This is a genomic window from Rhizobium sp. RAF56 (assembly GCF_052113965.1).
Taxonomy (GTDB): Bacteria; Pseudomonadota; Alphaproteobacteria; order Rhizobiales; family Rhizobiaceae; genus Rhizobium.
Genome location: NZ_JBFRDU010000002.1, coordinates 129,111 through 148,199, shown reverse-complemented (window position 1 = coordinate 148,199; position 19,089 = coordinate 129,111). Strand labels below are relative to the sequence as shown.

Sequence of the window (19,089 nt, the reverse complement as noted above, 5' to 3'; positions counted from 1 at the left end):
GGTGAGGGGCCAGCGGAAACGAACGATCGTCATCGTCGGCAACGGCGATGTCGCGCAATCGGCGAAGGAGGCGATCGAGGCTGCCGATCTGGTCGTGCGCTTCAACGATTGCCGTTCAACGTCGACGAGCGGCCTCAGGACGCATGTCGTTGCGGTCTGCAACACCGGGCGTCCGGCAAAGGCGATGCTGTCGTCGCCGGAATGGCGCGATCTTGCGGCCGTGCAAGCGGCATCCGAGATCTGGAGCGTTCGCGACCCAAGGTTTTTTGCGGGCCTCAAGGCGTCGCTGGCGCTTTCCCATCCCGAGCTCGACGATTTTTGCGACGACTATACCGATGAGTTCGCAGCCTTTGCCGAGCAGACCGGCAAGCGCCATGTCGTGATCGATCAGTCGATCCATCGCGGCGTCGAGGCAGCGCTTACGCCCTATGCCCCGGAACCCTATGTCGTTCCGAGCAGCGGCATGATCGTCATTGCGCACGCGCTGGCGAAATATGCCGACGCAGCCGTTGCAATTGCCGGTTTCGGGCACGTCGGCTGGCAGTGGCATCCTTTTGCCGCCGAGAAATTGCTGCTGAATTCCTACGCCGCCGCCGGCCGCCTGACGCGCCTTGGCGAACCGGCGCCCGTTTCATCCTCGCAAGGAGCCTGATCGATGCCTTACAAGATCTCCCGCGCTGCCTACGCCAACATGTTCGGCCCGACCGTCGGCGACAAGGTGCGGCTGGCAGACACCGAGCTTTTCATCGAGGTGGAGAAGGATTTCACGACCTATGGCGAGGAGGTGAAGTTCGGCGGCGGCAAGGTGATCCGCGACGGCATGGGCCAGAGCCAGGCGACGCGGGCGCAAGGTGCCGTTGATACCGTCATCACGAATGTGGTCATCCTCGACCATACGGGCATCGTGAAGGCGGATATCGGCCTTAAGAACGGACGCATCGCGGCAATCGGCAAGGCGGGTAATCCAGACACGCAGCCGGGCGTCAATATCATCGTCGGTCCATCGACCGAGGCGATTGCCGGCGAAGGCAAGATCATCACCGCCGGCGGCATGGATGCGCATATCCACTTCATCTGCCCGCAGCAGATCGAGGAAGCGCTGATGTCCGGCGTGACTTGCATGCTCGGCGGCGGCTCAGGCCCCGCGCACGGGACACTCGCCACCACCTGCACCGGCGCCTGGCATATCGAGCGGATGATCGAGAGCTTCGACGGCTTTCCGATGAACCTCGCGCTCGCCGGCAAGGGCAACGCGTCGCTGCCCGCAGCCCTCGAGGAGATGGTGCTGGCCGGCGCGTCGTCGCTGAAGCTGCACGAAGACTGGGGCACCACGCCCGCCGCCATCGACTGCTGCCTTTCGGTCGCCGACGAATACGACATTCAGGTGATGATCCACACGGATACACTGAACGAGAGCGGCTTCGTCGAGGATACGATCGGCGCCATCAAGGGCCGCACCATCCACGCCTTCCATACCGAGGGTGCCGGCGGCGGGCACGCGCCTGATATCATCAAGATCTGCGGTCAACCAAACGTCATCCCGTCGTCCACCAACCCGACCAGGCCCTATACGGTCAATACGGTCGCCGAGCATCTCGACATGCTGATGGTTTGCCATCACCTGTCGCCGTCGATCCCCGAGGACATTGCGTTCGCCGAGAGCCGTATCCGCAAGGAAACGATCGCCGCTGAAGACATCCTGCACGACATCGGCGCTTTCTCGATCATCTCTTCCGACAGCCAGGCCATGGGCCGCGTCGGTGAAGTCGCAATCCGCACCTGGCAGACCGCGGACAAGATGAAGCGGCAGCGCGGGCGGCTCAAGGAAGAGACAGGCGAGAACGACAACTTCCGCGTCCGCCGCTACGTCGCGAAATACACGATCAATCCGGCGATCGCCCAGGGCCTCAGCCATGAGATCGGCTCGATCGAAGTCGGGAAGCGCGCCGATCTGGTGCTCTGGAATCCCGCCTTCTTCGGCGTAAAGCCTGACATGGTGCTGCTAGGCGGCTCGATCGCCGCCGCGCCGATGGGCGATCCGAATGCCTCGATCCCGACGCCGCAGCCGATGCATTACCGGCCGATGTTTGCCGCTTACGGCAAGCTGCGCACCTCGTCGTCCGTCACCTTCGTGTCGCAGGCCTCGCTGGATGCAGGCCTTGCCGGCAGGCTTGGCGTCGCCAAGAACCTCGTTGCTGTCAAGAACACCCGTGGCGGCATTTCCAAGGCGTCGATGGTCCTGAACAGCCTGACCCCCCATATCGAGGTCGATCCCGAGACCTACGAGGTACGTGCCGACGGTGAACTGCTTACCTGCGAGCCGGCGACGGTGCTGCCGATGGCGCAGCGCTACTTCCTGTTCTGAGAGGCAATGCCCCCAACGGCGCAAGCGAGTTCCCGAATGCGGCTTACCCTACCGGTCCTGCTGAGCTTCAACGGCGGCTATGTCGATACCGCCGGCTTCCTCGCGCTGCAAGGACTGTTCACCGCGCATGTCACCGGCAACTTCGTCACCTTCGGCGCGTCGGTGGCGCTTGGGACATCGGGAGCGGCGGCGAAGCTTCTGGCCCTACCGGTCTTTTGCATCGTCGTGATCCTGGTGCGGCTGCTTGCGCATTTACTTGGCGGGCGTAGCCTGCCGGTGCTGCGCACGCTGCTCGTGCTCAAAGTCGGCCTGCTCGCGGCAGCTGCGTTGCTGGCGAGCTGGCTCGGCCCGTTTGCAACTGGCGACAGCTGGCAGGCGATCTTGACGGGCATGGTGCTAGTCTCCGCCATGGCAATCCAGAATGCCGTTCATCGCGTTCATCTTTCGAAGGCACCGCCGACGACGCTGATGACCGGAACGACGACGCAGATCATGATCGACATCGCGGACCTGATGCTCGGCATCACGCCGGAGGCGAAGGCGGCTTGGGCGCAGAGGATCAGCCGCATGAGCGTGGCCGTCTTAAGCTTCGCACTCGGCTGTGCTCTGGCGGCGCTTGCCTTCATCGTGGTGAAGGTTAGTTGCTTCCTGCTGCCGCCTCTGATCGCGATTGCAGGCATTCTGGTCCATGATTTCTCGTCGGAGGAAATGCCCGCCTGAACAGCGGCGCAATCCGGCGCCTTCGCCCTTGTGTCGGACAATGCTATTTTGCATGGTCCGGCAAAATCTTGAACGGAATGAACATGCAGCACATTACCTCCTATCTGCCGGCCGGCACGCCCTCTTCGAACCCGATCGATCGGGTCGTTCTTGCCCACGACCTGCGCCACCTGCGCCGTAAGCTCCTGCACCTCGAAAGCGGCGAGATGATCATGCTCGATCTCAAGGAGGCGGTGCTGTTTGCAAGCGGCGATCTCCTGGTGCGCGAGGATGGCGAGCTGATCGAGATCGTTGCTGCGGACGAGAAGCTTTTTGAAATTCTGCCGCGCGATGCACGTCATCTCGTCGAGCTTGCCTGGCATCTCGGCAACCGGCACCTGTCGGCGGAGATCCGGGAGGATCGCATCCTGATCCTGCGCGACCACGTCATCCGCGCTATGCTGCACGGGCTGGGCGCCACCCTCAACGAAGTGACGGCCCCGTTCCAGCCGACGCGCGGCGCCTATCACGGCGGCCACGCGCACGGCCATCACCACGGGCATGATTGAGACACGGATGGGGGATCGGCAGGACCTGCAAGCGCTGTTGCGGCTGACCGCCTGGCTTTCGCCCGCCTTTCCGGTCGGGTCCTTCGCCTATTCCGGCGGGCTGGAGCAAGCGGTCGGCGATGGGCTTGTCGGGGATGCGGCTGGCCTGCGCGGCTGGCTGGCATTGCTCGTTGAGCGGGGGACGGCGTGGAACGATGCGGTGCTGCTCGCCGAGGCGCATCGTTGCCATCAAGACCCGGTGGCGTTGGCCGGCGCGGCAGAACTTGCCGAGGCGCTTGCCGGGTCACGAGAGCGGCATCAGGAAACGATGTTGCTTGGCGAGGCGTTTCTCGCAGCGGCACGCGCATGGCCGCATCCGGGCGTCGCCACGCTGCCAGCGAAACTTGCCTATCCGGTTGCAGTCGGCGCCATCTCGGGCATGCACGGCATCGAGCTTGAGCGGACGCTCGCCGCCTTTCTGCACGCCTTCATCTCGCAGGCGGTTTCCGCCGGTATCCGGCTCGGCCTCGCTGGTCAGAAGGATGGCCTGAGGATCCTCGCCGCCCTCGAAACCGTCACGGCCGACACCGCGGCGCGCGCGGCGCAATCTAGCCTCGACGATTTAGGCTCGGCGGCCATCCAGGCCGACATTGCAGGCCTCCGCCACGAGAAGCAGGCAACGAGATTGTTTCGCTCATGAGGCCGGAGATTCGGTTACCTCGGGCTGTGTTCTCGGCGTTTGCATCGCGCTATTCTGTTCCGTCCATGGAGATTTCATCATGAACTCGCACAACGGCCCCCTCCGCGTCGGCATCGGCGGCCCTGTCGGCTCCGGCAAGACGGCGCTGACCGAAAAGCTCTGCAAGGCGATGCGCGACGACTATTCCGTCGCCGTCGTGACCAACGATATCTATACCACCGAGGATGCGGAGGCGCTGGTTCGCATGCAAGCGCTGTCGTCCGACCGCATCGTCGGCGTGGAGACCGGCGGCTGCCCGCACACCGCGATCCGCGAGGACGCGACGATCAATCTGCAGGCGATCGCCGGCCTCAGCGAGCGCATCCCCGATCTCGACGTAGTCTTCATCGAATCCGGCGGCGACAATCTGGCCGCGACCTTCTCACCCGATCTTGCCGACATCACCATCTACGTGATCTCCGTCTGCCAGGGCGAGGAAATCCCCCGCAAGGGCGGCCCCGGCATCACGCGCTCCGATCTTCTGGTGATCAACAAGAAGGACCTGGCTCCCCACGTCGGCGCCGATCTCGGCGTCATGGAGCGCGACGCGACCCGTATGCGCGAAACAAGGCCCTTCGTCTTCTCCGACATGAAGCGCGGCGACGGCGTCGGCGCCATCGTTGCGTTTCTGAAGGAGCAGGGCGGGCTCTAGGCGCCGAGGCGCTGGATCAGATGCGGCGCATTGCTGTTTTCTGCCGATCCACATATATATGTGGCCAGTGGAGGTGTGCATGCTGAAGAACACGACAATGAATCTGCCAGAGGACTTGCTGGCCCGTGTCAAGGCCTATGCGGCGGAACATAGAACGACGATGACCGCCATTGTCCGCGAACATTTCGAGGCAATCACCGAGCCGGACAAGGAGCCTGTCGCTGACGATCCGCTCCTTGCCTATTCGAAAGGCTTGCTGTCCCGACAGGAAGCCGTCCGCCGCCTCGGGCTCAGAGACTACGCCGACCTCCTGGTGGCGCTCGGCGATGCCGACCTGCCGATGCCGCTCCCTCCGGCGCATGAAATCGAGAATCAGGCCGCGACTTTCGTCAGGCTCTGGAGAATGGGATGAAGAGATGTACACTGATCTTGCCCGACGCCGGGCCGATCAATAGTCTCTGGGTAGCGGATCGTCTTCAGCTTCTACTCCTGCTCGATATGAAGATCGTCGTGGTCGATGCCGTCTACGATGAGTTGACCAGTGATCCGTCCTACCTGAAAGACCGGGACGTCAAGCAATTCATTGACGATCACAAGCCGTCTTTCGTCATCGCCGAGACCGATATCGGCAACCTCGAAAGAGAGAAAAGGCGTCTCGGACAGAAGCCAAAGAAGAACGCAGGCGAGCTTGCGATGGTTGATTTCATGTCTTCGGAGGATGGGATCGGCCGCTATCTCGACGCTGACGAACCAGTCGCGATCCTTTTCGAGGACGTGGGACTGAGGGTGATCAGCAAGCCACCGAACCTTCACCTGCTGTCGACCGTGGGCTTTCTCAAAGGGCTGGAAGACGTGGGTATTATCGCCTCCGCCGAGGAGGTCATCCATGAGATGCTCCATCCCAGCAAGCCGGGTCGGCGGCCGAACGATGCTCGCAGGCTAACCGACCTGCCCGACGGCACCGATGAACCCGCAGCCATCGGCAGCGCCTGGAAGCCGTTTCTATAAGCCAATCCAATAAAAAAGCCGGGGCGAGCCCGGCTTTTTGTTGGCCTATTCCGCCGCGAGGGGCGGCAGTTTGACCACCGTCATCTTGGCCCCGTGCGGCGCTGTCTGCTTCTCCTCGATGGCATTGACGCGATCTTCGAGGGTTGCGATCGACTGGGCGTTTTCCTCGACGCTTGCCGTCAGCGCCTCCGTCGTCAGGACGTGATCGTTCGGATCCTTCCTGCCGACGAGGCGGCCAAAGATGCGGGCGAGCAGGCGCGACAGGTCGTCCATGATCAGGAAGAAGGACGGCACGACGATGAGGCTGAGCGCCGTCGAGACGATGATGCCGCCGATCACGGCGATCGCCATCGGCGCGCGGAAGGAGCCGCCTTCGCCGACGCCGAGCGCGGAAGGCAGCATGCCGGCCGACATGGCGATCGAGGTCATGATGATCGGTCGGGCGCGTTTGCGGCCGGCCTCGACCATCGCTTCCACACGCGGCTTGCCCTGGTGCATCATTTCGATCGCGAAATCGACGAGCAGGATCGCGTTCTTGGTGACGATGCCCATCAGCATCAGGCAGCCGATCATGACCGGCATGGAGAGGGCATTGTTGGTGATGATCAGGCCCGCCGCCACGCCGCCGATTGCAAGCGGCAGCGAGAACAGGATGGTGAAGGGCTGGATCACGTCCTTGAACAGCAGCACCAGCACGGTGAGCACCAGAAGCAGGCCGAGCAGCATGGCGTTCAGGAAGCTCTGCTGCATTTCGGCCTGCACCTTGGTGTCGCCGCTTTCAGCGAGGTGCACGGTCGCCGGGATCTTGGCCTCGGCGACGATCTGGCGGAAGCGGTCGGATGCCGAATTCAACGCCACGCCCTGCGGAAGATCGGCGCCGATGGCGACGACCCGATAGCGGTTGTTGCGCTTGATCGAGCTCAAGCCTTCCGAATAGTCGATGTCGGCCACGCTTGCGAGTGGAACGGTGCCGCCGCTTGCGGTCTGGATGCGCAGCGCCCGGAGTGCTGCAAGATCGCGGCGCATGCCGGTCGCCGCCTGGACGCGGATCGGGATCTGCCGGTCATCAAGCGAAATCTTGGCAAGCGAGGCGTCGATGTCGCCGATGGTGGCCACGCGCAGCGTGTCCGAGATCTGCTGCGGCGTAATGCCGAGCCGCGCGGCCTCGTCCTTACGCGGATGGACCTGCAACTCCGGCCGCGGCAGCGCGCCGTCGGCGCTGACATTGGCGAGAAGCGGATCGGCGCGCAGCTTGGATTCGAGAATGCCGATCGCCTCGTTCAGATCCTTTTCGCTGCGCGAAAGGAAGTTGAACGAAAGATCGCGCTCGCCACGGTCGTTGAGTTTGGTGATGTGCACGTCGGGAAGCGAACGCAGCCGGGCGAAGACTTCCCTTTCGATATCCCATTGCGGCCGCACGCGTCCTTCGGCTGCCACCTTCGGTAGGTGCGGGCCAATCACCGGAATGCCGCCGAGAACATCGTTGACCAGCTTCTTGACCAGCGATTGATCGAGCTTGTCGAGCGCCAGCGTCACGGTCGCGCGGCGCAGCTCCAGTTCGCCCTTGGGCGAAGCGCCGCCAAGCACGAAGACGCTTTCGACGCCGTCGATGTCACGGACGCGATGGAAGACTTCGTTGGTGACCTTTTCCGTGTCTTCGAGCCGCGCATTGGGCGGCAACTCGACGGAGAGCACGATGCGCGAGGCGTCTTCCGGCGGAAGGAAGCTGCCTGGGACCTGCAGCAGCATGTAAACCGAGCCGACGAGGAAACCGATGGCCGCAAGAAGCGTGGTATACCGCCAGCGCGTGGTGATGCGGATGAAGCGCGTATAGCCCTTCATGATGCGGCTGTCGTTTTCGTGATGGTCGTCCATGCCGTCTTCGGCGCGCATCAGGTAGGCGGCCATCATCGGCGTGATGAGGCGGGCGACCAGGAGCGAGAAGAACACCGAGAAGGCGACCGTCAGGCCGAACTGGATAAAATACTGGCCCGGAATGCCTGGCATGAATGACACGGGCACGAAAACGGCGATGATGGTGAAGGTCGTCGCGATGACGGCAAGGCCGATCTCGTCCGCGGCTTCGATCGCGGCGCGGTACGGCGTCTTGCCCATCTTGATGTGGCGGGCGATGTTCTCGATCTCGACGATCGCATCGTCGACGAGAATACCGGTCGCAAGCGTCAGCGCCAGGAAGCTGACGAGGTTCAGCGAGAACCCCATCATGCCCATGATCCAGAAGGTCGGGATCGCCGAGAGCGGCAGCGCGATCGCTGAGATCAGCGTGGCGCGCCAGTTGCGCAGGAACAGGAAGACGACGATGACGGCGAGCAGCGCGCCTTCGAGCAGAGTGTGCATCGCCGCTTCGTAGTTGCCGTAGGTGAAGTAGACGGAATCGCTGATGAGTTCGATCGAGACTTCGGGATTTTCGGCGCGCACCTTGTCCAGGCTGTCGGCGACGGTCTTGGCGACGCTCACTTCGCTTGCGCCCTTGGAGCGGAACACGCCGAAGGTCACGACCGGCGCATCGTTGAAGCGCGAGAAGGATTTCGGCTCCTCGTAGGTGTCCTTGATGACGCCGAGATCCGACAGCTTGACGAAGCGGCCGTTGCTGAGAGCAATGGTGGTATCGGCAAGCTGGGCGACCGCACGTGCGTCGCCGAGCACGCGGATCGCCTGCTCGGCGCCCGCGACCTGTCCGCGGCCGGAGCCGAGATCGACGTTGGTGCCACGAAGCTGCTGGCTGACACCCGCCGCCGTTATGCCGTGGGCGTTCAGCTTGTTGGGGTCGAGTTCGATGCGCACCTCGCGGTCGGCGCCGCCGTAGCGGTCGACGCGGCCGATGCCGGTCTGGCCCTGCAGGGCGCGCTTGACGGTATCGTCGACGAACCAGGAAAGCTCCTCGAGCGTCATGTTCGGCGAGGAAACCGCAAAGGTCTGGATCGCCTGGCCCTCGACGTCGATCTTGCTGACGATCGGCTCGTCGACGTTGCCCGGCAGATTGCCGCGAATACGGTCGATCGCGTCCTTGGTGTCCTGCACGGCCTGTTCCGTCGGAACCTCGAGGCGGAACATCACGACCGTCTGCGATTGCCCGTCGGTCACCGTCGACTGGATCTCGTCGATGCCGGTGATACTGGCGACCGCGTCCTCGATTTCCTTGGTGACCTGCATTTCCAGTTCGGCCGGCGAGGCGCCGCTCTGCGTCACGGTGATCGAGACGACGGGAACGTCAATGTTCGGAAAGCGCGTGATCGGCAGATTGTTGAAGGCATGAATGCCCACGATCAACAGCAGAAAGAAGGCCAGGAGCGGCGCGATCGGATTTCGAATGGACCAGGCGGAGAAATTCATCGTACCGTTCTCGTTCAGTTGGTTGCCGCGTCGCGAACAGGCGTGATGCGGTCGCCGTCGCGGACATAGGCGCCTGCCTTGGCGACGACCTCGTCACCGGCCTTGAGGCCGCCGACGATCTCGACATAGGCGCCATCCTGGATGCCTGTCTCGACTTTCACGAACTTCACGACGTCGCCTTCGACCTTGCGGGCGGATGCGCCGCCTTCGTCGCTGTTGACGGCGCTGAGCGGCAGAGCGATCGCCTCGGAAGAGCGGACCACGATTTCGGCGGTGCCATACATGCCGGCGCGTGCCTTTGCGTCGTCATCGATGGAAATATGGACGGCACCAAGCCGCGTCACCGGATCCACGGTCGGCGAGACGAGGCGGACGGCGCCGGTCAGCTTCTCGCGGCTGCCGGACAAGGAAATCGTCGCCTTCTGCCCAGGTTCGATCCTCGTGATGTCGTTTTCCGAGACGTCGGTGACAAGCTCGATATCGCTATCGCGAATAATGGTGAAGAGGGGCTCGTTGTTGCCGGCCGCGATCGCGCCGACGCGGGCGTTGCGTGCGGCGACCGTCCCGTCGACGGGCGTTTTAACGCCAGTGCGGGTGAGCTTCAGGTCGATGTCGGCGATCTGGGCCGCGACGACCTTGAGGTCGCCCTCGGCAACGACGATCGCCTGCTTCGCCGACGCCACGCGGGCGCGCGTTACGGCGGCGAGCGCGTTCGACTGCTCGAGCTGCGATGTCGAGGTCGTGCCCCTCGAGACCATCGCTTCTGCGCGGGCGCGTTGCTGCTCGGCCTGCTCGGCATTGGCCTGGGTTTCGAGAAGCTGTGCCTGGAGCTGCGCGAGGGTCGCCTCGGCCTTGGCCTGGGTCGCTTCCATCTGGCTCCTTTGAAGAACGAGCGCGTCTTCATTGAGGGTGGCCAGCGTGCTGTCGGCCTTGACCTTGTCGCCGACGTCGGCATTCAATGTGCGGATCGACAGCCCTTCCACCTGCGGCTGGATATAGACTTCCTCCACGGCCTTCATAGTGCCCGTGGCAACGACACGATCAACCAGCGTGCGCTTCACCGCCTGCGTGACCACGATCGCCGGCAGGTTCTGCTTGGGCTCGCCGACAACCGTTTCAGCGGCGGACGCGATCGGTGCGGCAAGGGCAAGCAGGAGTGCGGTTGCGCTCAAGAATTTATGCGGCTTCATGGCCATACGTGGTGTTCCAGTCGTTATGCTTTTAGGGTCTTTCGAAGTCTCAGCTCGCACCCTTTTGCAAAACGGGGTGTCGACGCGGATGGCCGGCACGGGACCGGGCTTCAAAGTCGATCTGTCATATCTGCCGGTCCGTTGTTTCGCAATTGGTCTTTTACGTGGCTATGACTTCCAATTTAAACAATATGAGCGGAAAACAATTCCGCCGAATCCGTGAGATTCTAGATTTTTCTTCGGCCCTGATCAATCATGGGGCGCTTGATGCTTTCGCTTGGCGGCAAACGTCGAGGTCGTTGTCCTTTCCGAAAAGAAAACGCGCGGGCCAACCCGCGCGTTCCTCTCATGACGGTAAGCGAACCTATTTCAGCGCGGCGTCCGTAACGGAATGCGTGAAGGCGCCTTCCGGCTTCTTGTTGATGATCTTCTGATCGAGCAGTGCCTGGACGGTGCGCTCATAGAGCTTCTCGTCAAGCTTGCCGTCGCCGATCAATTTGGCGACTTCACCCATCATGCGCTTCTGATGGTTCTCGTCCTGCCCACCGTTGTCGACAACAATCCCCGCGGCCTCATCCGGGTTCTCGACAGCGTACTTCCAGCCCTTCATCGAGGCGCGGACGAACTTTTCCATCGTCTCCTTGAACTTGGGGTCCTTGAGCTTGGTCTCGTTGACGTAGAGGCCATCCTCGAGAAGGTCGTTGCCGAGCTTCGAATAGTTGAAGACGAGGAGGTCTTCCGGCTTGAAACCGGCATCGATCGCCTGCCAGTATTCATTGTAGGTCATGACGGAAATGCAGTCGGCCTGCTTCTGGACGAGCGGCTGCACGTCAAAGCTCTGCTTCAGCACGGTTACGCCGTCCTTGCCACCTTCCGTGGGCAGGCCGAGTTTGTGCATCCAGGCGAAGAAGGGATACTCGTTGCCGAAGAACCAGACGCCGAGCGTGTGGCCCTTGAAGTCGGCATCGGTCTTAACCGGGCCGTCCTTGGGGCAGATCATTTCGAGGCCGGATTTGGCGAAGGGCTGGGCAATGTTGACGAGGGGGACGCCCTTTTCGCGAGCGACGAGCGCGCCGCCCATCCAGTCGACAATAACGTCGGCGCCGCCGCCGGCGATCACCTGCTCAGGCGCGATGTCCGGGCCGCCCGGCTTGATTTCGACGTCGAGACCTTCTTCCTTGTAGAAGCCCTTGTCCTTGGCGACGTAATAGCCGCCGAACTGGCCCTGCGCCACCCACTTCAGCTGCAAGGTGACCTTGTCGGCCGCCAGCGCCGCTTGGGCGGCGGCAAGGGAGATCGCGCTTGCCATCAATGTAACCATCAGTTTTTTCATTTTTTTTCCTTTTTCCCTCTGAAGTTATGCCCGACTGCCCTTGCCGGGAAGTCAGACGCGTCTAGCCACCACGGATAGACGGATGCCAGAACGTCACGGATCTCTCGATGAGCGCCACGACGCCATAGAACACGGAGCCCGCGACAGCGGCGACCGCGATTTCCGCCCAGACCATGTCGACATTCATCCGGCCGATTTCGGTCGAGATGCGAAAGCCCATGCCGACGATGGGGGTGCCGAAGAACTCCGCCACGATGGCACCGATCAACGCCAACGTCGAGTTGATCTTAAGGGCATTGAAGATGAAGGGGGCGGCCGCCGGCAGGCGCAATTTCAGGAGCGTCTGCCAGTAGTCGGACGCGTAGGTCCGCATCAGATCCCGCTCCATCTGACCTGCCGCGGCAAGGCCCGCGACCGTGTTCACCAGCATCGGGAAGAAGGTCATGATGACGACGACGGCAGCCTTGGACTGCCAGTCGAAGCCGAACCACATGACCATGATCGGCGCCACCCCGATGATCGGCAGAGCCGAGACGAGATTGCCGATCGGTAGAAGGCCGCGCCTGAGGAAGGCGATGCGATCGGCCAGAATGGCAACAAGGAAACCGCTGCCGCAGCCGATCAGATAGCCGATCAGGACCGCCTTGAAGATGGTCTGGCGCACGTCGGCGGCAAGGATGGGCAGCGATCCGGCAATCCTCGCCGCAATCGAGCTTGGCGGCGGCAGCAGGATGAAGGGTATGCCCGCGCCGCGCGTGGCGGCCTCCCAGACGATCAGGATCCAGACGCCGAAGATCGCCGGGATGATCAGGCGCAACAGCGAGTTTGCAAGTCCTGTGCGCGGCTTGAGGTGGGTGAGCACTGTCACGCAGCGCCAGGCAAGCAGCCAGCCGGCCGCGATCAGTAGGAAAAACGGCAGGCGCGCCGTTCCCTCATTGCCGGTGACACCCGCAAGCAGCAGCCATGCGGCTGCATGGGCGCCGACGAAGAGGATCGCCGCATTCACTATCGCCGGCGTGCGGAAAAGCGTGAGTACGGCGGAGCCGACGAGGAGGAAAAGGATGAGCACCACTGTCGCGGACGTCATGGGTGCTGGCGCTTCGGCTGCCATCAACGGCAACGTCAGGCCAGCTGCGACGCAAAGGAGAATGGCGGCGATATTCTGCCATGGGAAATGCAGGGGCCTCATGCCGGCCGCCCTCCCATCGCGCGATCAACGGCGCGCGCCACGATGCTCACGATGGCGACGAGAAGGGCCGCCAGCACCGATCCCGCTACCAGAGCGGCCCAGATGTCGATGGTCTGGCTGTAGTAGGCTCCCGCCAGCAGCTTGGCGCCGATGCCGGCGACGGCTCCTGTCGGCAGTTCACCCACGATCGCGCCGACGAGACTTGCGGCCACCGCCACCTTCATCGAGGTGAAGAGGAACGGAACGGAGGCGGGCACGCGAAGTTTCCAGAACACCTGGGCGGGCGTCGCACTATAGGTTCGCATCAGGTCGAGATGCATGGCTTCCGGCGATCGCAGCCCCTTCACCATGCCGACGGTGACGGGGAAGAAGGAGAGATAGGTCGAGATCAACGCCTTCGGGATGAGGCCGGTGATGTTGACGGCCGCGAGCACCACGATGACCATCGGGGCGATCGCAAGAATAGGCACCGTCTGCGAGGCGATGATCCAGGGCATCAGGCTGCGGTCGAGCGTCGTGACATGGACGATGCCGACGGCGATCAGGATGCCGAGCAGCGTGCCGAAGACGAAGCCGACGCCGGTCGAACTCAGCGTGACCCAGGCGTTGTAGACGAGGCTTCGGTTGCTGGTGACGCTTCTGAGAAAGGTGTTCTCGAATACGTTGACCGCCACCTGATGCGGTGCCGGCATGATGGGCTTCGGTTGCGACATCGTCTTGCCGATGAATTCCATCGTGGTGGAGGTCACGTTGGCACGGCGATCGAGGTCGCGCTGGAAGGGCGCGTTGAGGGCGACCGCGGCAACATACCAGAGGACGATGATGGCCACCACGATGGTCCCGACCGGCAGGATCTTGTGCCTGAACAGCTGTTCCTTCTCCATCGTCACGCCTTCCCTTGCATCGGAAGGAGCATCAGCGCCATGGCAACGATGCCAAGGCCGATGCCGGCAAGCTGAGCCAAGCTCAGGCGTTCGCCGAAGACCGCGAACGCGATGATGTTGACGAGGATCAGCTGCACGATTGCCGACGCCGAGATAGCAAGGCCAAGCCCGCTCTCGCGCATCAGGCGAACCATCATCAGGTTGCCGACGCAATAAAGACCGAGCGAGAGCACGAGGATCAGGATGTTGCTGGTGGCGATATAGGCGCGCGAGGCCGTCGCCGCACTGATGAAGACCGCCATGGCACCGGCGAGCCAGAGGAGGAAGGTAGGGTTCATCGGCGAGTTGACCCCTCTGTCAGCGAGGTCACGAGGTGACGGAGGGGGTCAGGCCGCGGCAAACTCTTACTCCTCATAGCTATGCCCCGCCCTCAACCCTTCGCGGACACGGTGGGCGATTTCCAGGAATTCCGGGGTTTCGCGGATACCTAGCGGGCGATCGGCGGGAAGCGTGGATTCGATGATGTCGGTGACGCGGCCGGGCCTCGGCGACATGACGACGATCTTGGTGGAGAGATAGACGGCTTCCGGGATCGAGTGCGTCACGAAGCAGATGGTCTTGTTGGTGCGCGCCCAGAGTTTCAAAAGCTGTTCGTTGAGATGGTCGCGGACGATTTCGTCGAGCGCGCCGAAGGGCTCGTCCATCAGGAGCAGGTCGGCGTCGAAGGACAGCGCGCGGGCAATCGAGGCGCGTTGCTGCATGCCGCCGGAGAGCTGCCAGGGAAATTTGTGCTCAAAGCCGGTCAAGTTTACCAGGTCGAGGGTCTGCGCGACGCGCTTGGCCTGCTCTGCTCGCGAATGCCCCATGATTTCCAGGGGCAGGGCGATATTCTTCTCGATCGTGCGCCAGGGATAGAGCGCCGGCGCCTGGAAGACGTATCCGTAGGCCCGTTTCTCGCGCGCTTCCTCCGGGGTCATGCCGTTGATGACGATCTCGCCGGAGGTCTTGCGTTCCAGATCGGCGATGACGCGCAGGAAGGTGGTCTTGCCGCAGCCGGATGGGCCGATGAAGGAGACGAAGTCGCCCTTGCTGACTTCGAGATCGACGTTGCTCAGCGCGTGAACGGGACCGTCGTTGGTCTCATAGGTAAGACAGAGGTTCCGCGCCGAAACGACGGAGGATGCGGATGATGTCATTAACATGCACCATTAAGGTTTTGGCGCGCCGCGGGACGCGGCTTGCGTGTTATTCTTATTTTCGAATATTGGGTCAGCGAGCGGCCGTTCGCTGCCCGATCGGGAGAGGGAAAGAGACATGAGCGTTTCATCGAAACCCACCTGCCGCATCGTCCGTCCGGCCGGCACCTATGCGGGCAAGCAGGGGCTGAGCTACTTCGAAGGCATCGCCGCCGAAACGGTCGGGTCGACCGGCATCTGCATGCATCTCTTGACCATCCCGCCCGGTGGCCGGGCCAAGGCGCATCTGCATGAAGCCCACGAAACTGCCGTCTACGTGCTCTCCGGCGAGGTGCACACCTGGTTCGGCGACAATCTCGAAGAGCATGTGATCGTCCGCGCCGGCGAGATGCTCTATATACCGGCCGGCGTGCCGCATCTGCCCGCCAACCTCAGCGACAAGCCGAGCACCGCGGTCATTGCCCGCACCGACCCCAACGAGCAGGAGAGCGTGGTGTTGCTGCCGGAGCTTGATGGGGTGGTGCCGCGAGGATAGCGCATAGCCCCCTCTGCCCTGCCGGGCATCTCCCCCGCAAGGGGGGAGATTGGATTTCGCGATGCCGCACTCTGCCCATCTCCCTCCTCGCGGGGGAGATGTCACGAAGTGACAGTGGGGGGTAGGGCGTCGCAAACTCTCCATCAGCGTCGGATCAAACCCCGCTTGCCGGAATGCCGCTGCGCTGCACCTTGCGCGGGGCCGTGACGTCCTTCCAGGTGGACAGCGCCCGGTTGACCGCGGTGAACGGATCGCGCCGGACGAACTCGCCGTGGCCCTCTTGCGTCTTGACCGTGTTTTCCTCGATCGCGACGGTGCCGCGCGTCAGCGTGTAGCGTGGCAGCCCGGTCACCGCTTTGCCTTCGAACACGTTGTAGTCGATCGCCGATTGCTGGGACTTGGCGGCAATCGTCTTCGAGCGTTTCGGATCCCATACGACGATATCGGCATCGGCGCCGACGAGGATCGCGCCCTTCTTCGGGTAGACGTTGAGGATCTTGGCGATGTTGGTCGAGGTCACCGCCACGAACTCGTTCATGGTCAGCCGGCCGGTTGCAACGCCGTAGGTCCAAAGCATCGGCATGCGATCCTCGAGCCCGCCGGTGCCGTTCGGGATCTTGGTGAAATCACCGAGCCCGAAACGCTTCTGATCGGTGGTGAACGCGCAGTGGTCGGTGGCGACCACCTGCAGCGAGCCGGAGGCGAGGCCGGCCCAAAGCGAGTCTTGATGCTGCTTGTTACGGAAGGGCGGCGACATGACGCGACGGGCGGCGTGATCCCAGTCGGGATTGGCGTATTCGCTCTCGTCGAGCGTCAGATGCTGGATCAGTGGTTCACCGTAGACGCGCATGCCCTTCTGGCGGGCGCGGCGGATCGCTTCGTGTGCCTGCTCGCAGGAGGTGTGGACAATGTAGACCGGGGAGCCGGCCATGTCGGCGATCATGATGGCGCGGTTGGTCGCCTCGCCCTCGACCTCGGCAGGGCGGGAATAGGCGTGCGCCTCGGGCCCGTTATTGCCTTCGGCAAGCAGCTTTGCCTGCATCTGCGCAACCACGTCGCCGTTCTCGGCATGCACGAGCGGCAGTGCGCCCAGCTCGGCGCAGCGCTGGAAGGAGGAGAACATCTCGTCGTCGTCCACCATCAGCGCGCCCTTGTAGGCCATGAAATGCTTGAAGGTGTTGATGCCCTTGTCGCGGACGACGGCTTCCATCTCGTTGAAGACCTGCTCGCTCCACCAGGTGATCGCCATGTGGAAGGAGTAGTCGCAGTTTGCGCGCGTCGACTTGTTGTCCCACATGGTCAGCGCTTCGAGCAGCGACTGGCCGGGCGAGGGCAGCGCGAAATCCACCACCATCGTGGTGCCGCCGGAAAGGGCCGCACGCGTGCCGCTCTCGAAATCGTCGGACGAGTAGGTGCCCATGAACGGCATTTCCAGATGGGTATGCGGGTCGATGCCGCCAGGCATGACGTAGCAACCGGTCGCATCCAGCACTTCGTTGCCCGAGAGATTCTGGCCGATTTCGACGATCTTGCCACCTTCGATCTTGACGTCCGCCTGATAGGTCAGATCAGCCGTGACAATGGTTCCGCCCTTGATGACTGTGCTCATTCCCCGAACTCCCTGTCGCTGCGCGGCGCACCGCCAAGCTGGTTATCCAATGATTGGCGGTAGCGAACGCAACCGCGCATGAATTGCGGCCAATCCGGCACGATCTGATTGCCGGCGGGCTTGTCGGGTAGGAGCGCCCAAAGGTCCGGGTGATGCCAGCAGAGATCGTGCCCTGACGCGTCCCGGTGTGCCCTGATCTGCCGGCGCATCGCGCGGGCGGCTGCAAGCAGCTGTTCGCGGTCCATGGCGTCGAGATCGGCATCGGGATCGCTGGTCACCGACAGAGCTCCTTTATTGGCATTCCCGCTGACGCTTCCACTGGGTCAACCGACGATTTCAGCAGTCTCGATCACCGCGTGGAACAGGACGTCGGCGCCCGCCGTCGCCCATTCCTTCGAGATGTCTTCGGCCTCGTTGTGCGACAGGCCGCCGACGCAGGGGCACATGACCATGGTTGCCGGCGCGACCTTGGCGGCCCAGCAGGCGTCGTGGCCGGCGCCGGAGATCAGATTCATATGGCTGTAGCCCAGTTTTTCCGCCGCGTTGCGCACCGATGTCACGAGCTTCGGATCAAAGGTGACCGGTTCGAAATGACCGATCGCCTCGATCGAACAGCCGACGCCGAGCGTCTCGCAGATCTTCGGCGCTTCCGCCTCGATCCGCGCGCGCATCCCGTCGAGCTTGGCTTTGTCCGGCGAGCGAATGTCGACGGTGAAGACCACCTTGCCGGGCAGCACGTTTCGGGAATTCGGAGAGAAGAACACCTGGCCGACGCCGCCGACGGCGCCCGGCTGGTTGTCCATTGCGACGCCCTGGACCATTTCGACGATACGGGCCATGGCGAGCCCGGCATTGACGCGCATGTCCATCGGCGTCGAGCCGGTATGCGCCTCGCGTCCCGTCAGCGTGAATTCCAGCCACCACAGGCCCTGACAGTGGGTGACGACGCCGATCTGTTTGTCCTCGACTTCCAGGATCGGACCCTGCTCGATGTGATACTCGAAATAGGCGTGCATCTTACGCGCACCGACCTCTTCCGTGCCGAGCCAGCCGATGCGTTTCAGCTCGTCGCCGTAGGATTTGCCTTCCGGGTCCTTGCGGCCGTAGGCGAAGTCGAGTGTGTGGACGCCCGCGAAGACGCCGGAAGCAAGCATCGGCGGCGCAAACCGCGCGCCTTCCTCGTTTGCCCAGTTGGTAACGACAACAGGATGTTTGGTCTTGATGCCGAGATCGTTCATGGTGCGCACGACTTCGAGCGCCGCCAATACGCCGAGCACGCCGTCATACTTGCCGCCGGTCGGCTGGGTGTCGAGGTGTGAGCCGACATAGACGGGCAAGGCATCGGGGTCGGTGCCGGGGCGGGTGGCGAACATCGTCCCCATCTTGTCGACGCCGACCGTCAAGCCCGCCGCGTCGCACCACGTCTTGAAGAGACTGCGCCCTTCGGCGTCCGCGTCGGTGAGCGTCTGGCGATTGTTGCCGCCGGCGACGCCTGGACCGATCTTTGCCATGTCCATCAGCGCATCCCAGAGGCGGTCGCCATTGATGCGCATGTTTTCGCCTGGTGCTCCCACCATCAGAAAATCCTCAACCGTTTGTCTGGGTTATGCAAGGCGCATGCCCAGTTCTGTTCCCTTAGGTCTCGTCGAGGCGTTGTTTGCTTTTCTAACCCCGAGAATCCATAGTTGCCTTTACTTGGCATCTGAAAGATAATTTGACCGATTGGTAAACATTACAGCTTCCGCAGCGGCGCTCAAGTCGGAAAAGACGAAAAATACAGACAAATTT

General features: G+C 62.7%; 19 protein-coding genes. 9 read left to right on the top strand and 10 right to left on the bottom strand.

The genetic code is table 11. The annotated features are described in order from the left end of the window. Position 1 precedes the first annotated feature (1 nt). From AB4048_RS02635 to AB4048_RS02600, 8 genes are all read left to right on the top strand, one after another. Positions 2-652, top strand: a complete 651-nt coding sequence (locus tag AB4048_RS02635) for a Urease operon accessory protein (protein WP_442200355.1) — start codon at positions 2-4, stop codon at positions 650-652. A gap of 3 nt (positions 653-655) precedes the next feature. Next, positions 656-2,365 (top strand): urease subunit alpha, encoded by a 1,710-nt coding sequence (gene ureC / locus AB4048_RS02630; RefSeq protein ID WP_442200354.1) that lies wholly within the window; start codon positions 656-658, stop codon positions 2,363-2,365. A 36-nt stretch (positions 2,366-2,401) separates the two neighbouring features. After that, entirely contained in the window at positions 2,402-3,085 is a 684-nt protein-coding gene (locus AB4048_RS02625; RefSeq protein WP_442200353.1) for a YoaK family protein, read from the top strand. A gap of 83 nt (positions 3,086-3,168) precedes the next feature. Further along, positions 3,169-3,633: an urease accessory protein UreE gene (gene ureE / locus AB4048_RS02620; RefSeq protein WP_442200352.1), complete on the top strand. Its 465-nt coding sequence runs from the start codon at positions 3,169-3,171 to the stop codon at positions 3,631-3,633. A gap of 7 nt (positions 3,634-3,640) precedes the next feature. Further along, positions 3,641-4,312, top strand: coding sequence for an urease accessory protein UreF (locus AB4048_RS02615; RefSeq protein WP_442200351.1), 672 nt, complete (start codon positions 3,641-3,643; stop codon positions 4,310-4,312). A gap of 79 nt (positions 4,313-4,391) precedes the next feature. Beyond that, the gene (ureG, locus tag AB4048_RS02610; RefSeq protein WP_442200350.1) at positions 4,392-5,003 is read left to right on the top strand and encodes an urease accessory protein UreG; all 612 of its coding nucleotides are present in this window, start codon (positions 4,392-4,394) and stop codon (positions 5,001-5,003) included. 79 nt (positions 5,004-5,082) lie between these two features. After that, positions 5,083-5,415: a hypothetical protein gene (locus AB4048_RS02605; RefSeq protein WP_442200349.1), complete on the top strand. Its 333-nt coding sequence runs from the start codon at positions 5,083-5,085 to the stop codon at positions 5,413-5,415. After that, on the top strand, positions 5,412-6,011 hold the full coding sequence (locus AB4048_RS02600) for a hypothetical protein (protein WP_442200348.1): 600 nt from the start codon (positions 5,412-5,414) through the stop codon (positions 6,009-6,011). Before AB4048_RS02605 ends, AB4048_RS02600 begins: the two co-directional genes overlap by 4 nt. Before the next feature lie 45 nt (positions 6,012-6,056). Here the strand turns inward: AB4048_RS02600 and AB4048_RS02595 are convergent, their stop codons facing one another. The 7 genes from AB4048_RS02595 to AB4048_RS02565 form a co-directional block, all read right to left on the bottom strand. Then, on the bottom strand, positions 6,057-9,365 hold the full coding sequence (locus AB4048_RS02595) for an efflux RND transporter permease subunit (protein ID WP_442200347.1): 3,309 nt from the start codon (positions 9,363-9,365) through the stop codon (positions 6,057-6,059). A 14-nt stretch (positions 9,366-9,379) separates the two neighbouring features. Next, the gene (locus AB4048_RS02590; RefSeq protein WP_442200346.1) at positions 9,380-10,561 is read right to left on the bottom strand and encodes an efflux RND transporter periplasmic adaptor subunit; all 1,182 of its coding nucleotides are present in this window, start codon (positions 10,559-10,561) and stop codon (positions 9,380-9,382) included. Positions 10,562-10,919: 358 nt separating this feature from the next. After that, positions 10,920-11,888 (bottom strand): ABC transporter substrate-binding protein, encoded by a 969-nt coding sequence (locus AB4048_RS02585; RefSeq protein ID WP_442200345.1) that lies wholly within the window; start codon positions 11,886-11,888, stop codon positions 10,920-10,922. A gap of 61 nt (positions 11,889-11,949) precedes the next feature. Then, a complete protein-coding gene (locus AB4048_RS02580; protein ID WP_442200344.1) occupies positions 11,950-13,077 on the bottom strand; it encodes an ABC transporter permease in 1,128 nt (375 codons plus the stop codon). Beyond that, positions 13,074-13,961 (bottom strand): ABC transporter permease, encoded by an 888-nt coding sequence (locus tag AB4048_RS02575; RefSeq protein WP_442200343.1) that lies wholly within the window; start codon positions 13,959-13,961, stop codon positions 13,074-13,076. Before AB4048_RS02575 ends, AB4048_RS02580 begins: the two co-directional genes overlap by 4 nt. Positions 13,962-13,963: 2 nt before the next feature. After that, positions 13,964-14,299: a hypothetical protein gene (locus tag AB4048_RS02570; protein WP_442200342.1), complete on the bottom strand. Its 336-nt coding sequence runs from the start codon at positions 14,297-14,299 to the stop codon at positions 13,964-13,966. Between the two features lie 66 nt (positions 14,300-14,365). After that, positions 14,366-15,157, bottom strand: a complete 792-nt coding sequence (locus AB4048_RS02565) for an ABC transporter ATP-binding protein (RefSeq protein ID WP_442200341.1) — start codon at positions 15,155-15,157, stop codon at positions 14,366-14,368. 118 nt (positions 15,158-15,275) lie between these two features. On the opposite strand from AB4048_RS02565, the gene AB4048_RS02560 reads away from it, so the two are divergent. After that, positions 15,276-15,692 (top strand): cupin domain-containing protein, encoded by a 417-nt coding sequence (locus AB4048_RS02560; protein WP_442200340.1) that lies wholly within the window; start codon positions 15,276-15,278, stop codon positions 15,690-15,692. A 154-nt stretch (positions 15,693-15,846) separates the two neighbouring features. Here the strand turns inward: AB4048_RS02560 and hydA are convergent, their stop codons facing one another. Genes hydA through AB4048_RS02545 form a run of 3 tightly spaced genes read right to left on the bottom strand, consistent with a single transcriptional unit; the run spans position 15,847 to position 18,878 of the window. Beyond that, positions 15,847-17,301, bottom strand: coding sequence for a dihydropyrimidinase (gene hydA, locus AB4048_RS02555; RefSeq protein WP_442200339.1), 1,455 nt, complete (start codon positions 17,299-17,301; stop codon positions 15,847-15,849). After that, the gene (locus tag AB4048_RS02550) at positions 17,298-17,579 is read right to left on the bottom strand and encodes a hypothetical protein (RefSeq protein ID WP_442200338.1); all 282 of its coding nucleotides are present in this window, start codon (positions 17,577-17,579) and stop codon (positions 17,298-17,300) included. Before AB4048_RS02550 ends, hydA begins: the two co-directional genes overlap by 4 nt. 45 nt (positions 17,580-17,624) lie before the next feature. After that, positions 17,625-18,878 (bottom strand): Zn-dependent hydrolase, encoded by a 1,254-nt coding sequence (locus tag AB4048_RS02545; protein ID WP_442200337.1) that lies wholly within the window; start codon positions 18,876-18,878, stop codon positions 17,625-17,627. Positions 18,879-19,089: the final 211 nt, after the last annotated feature.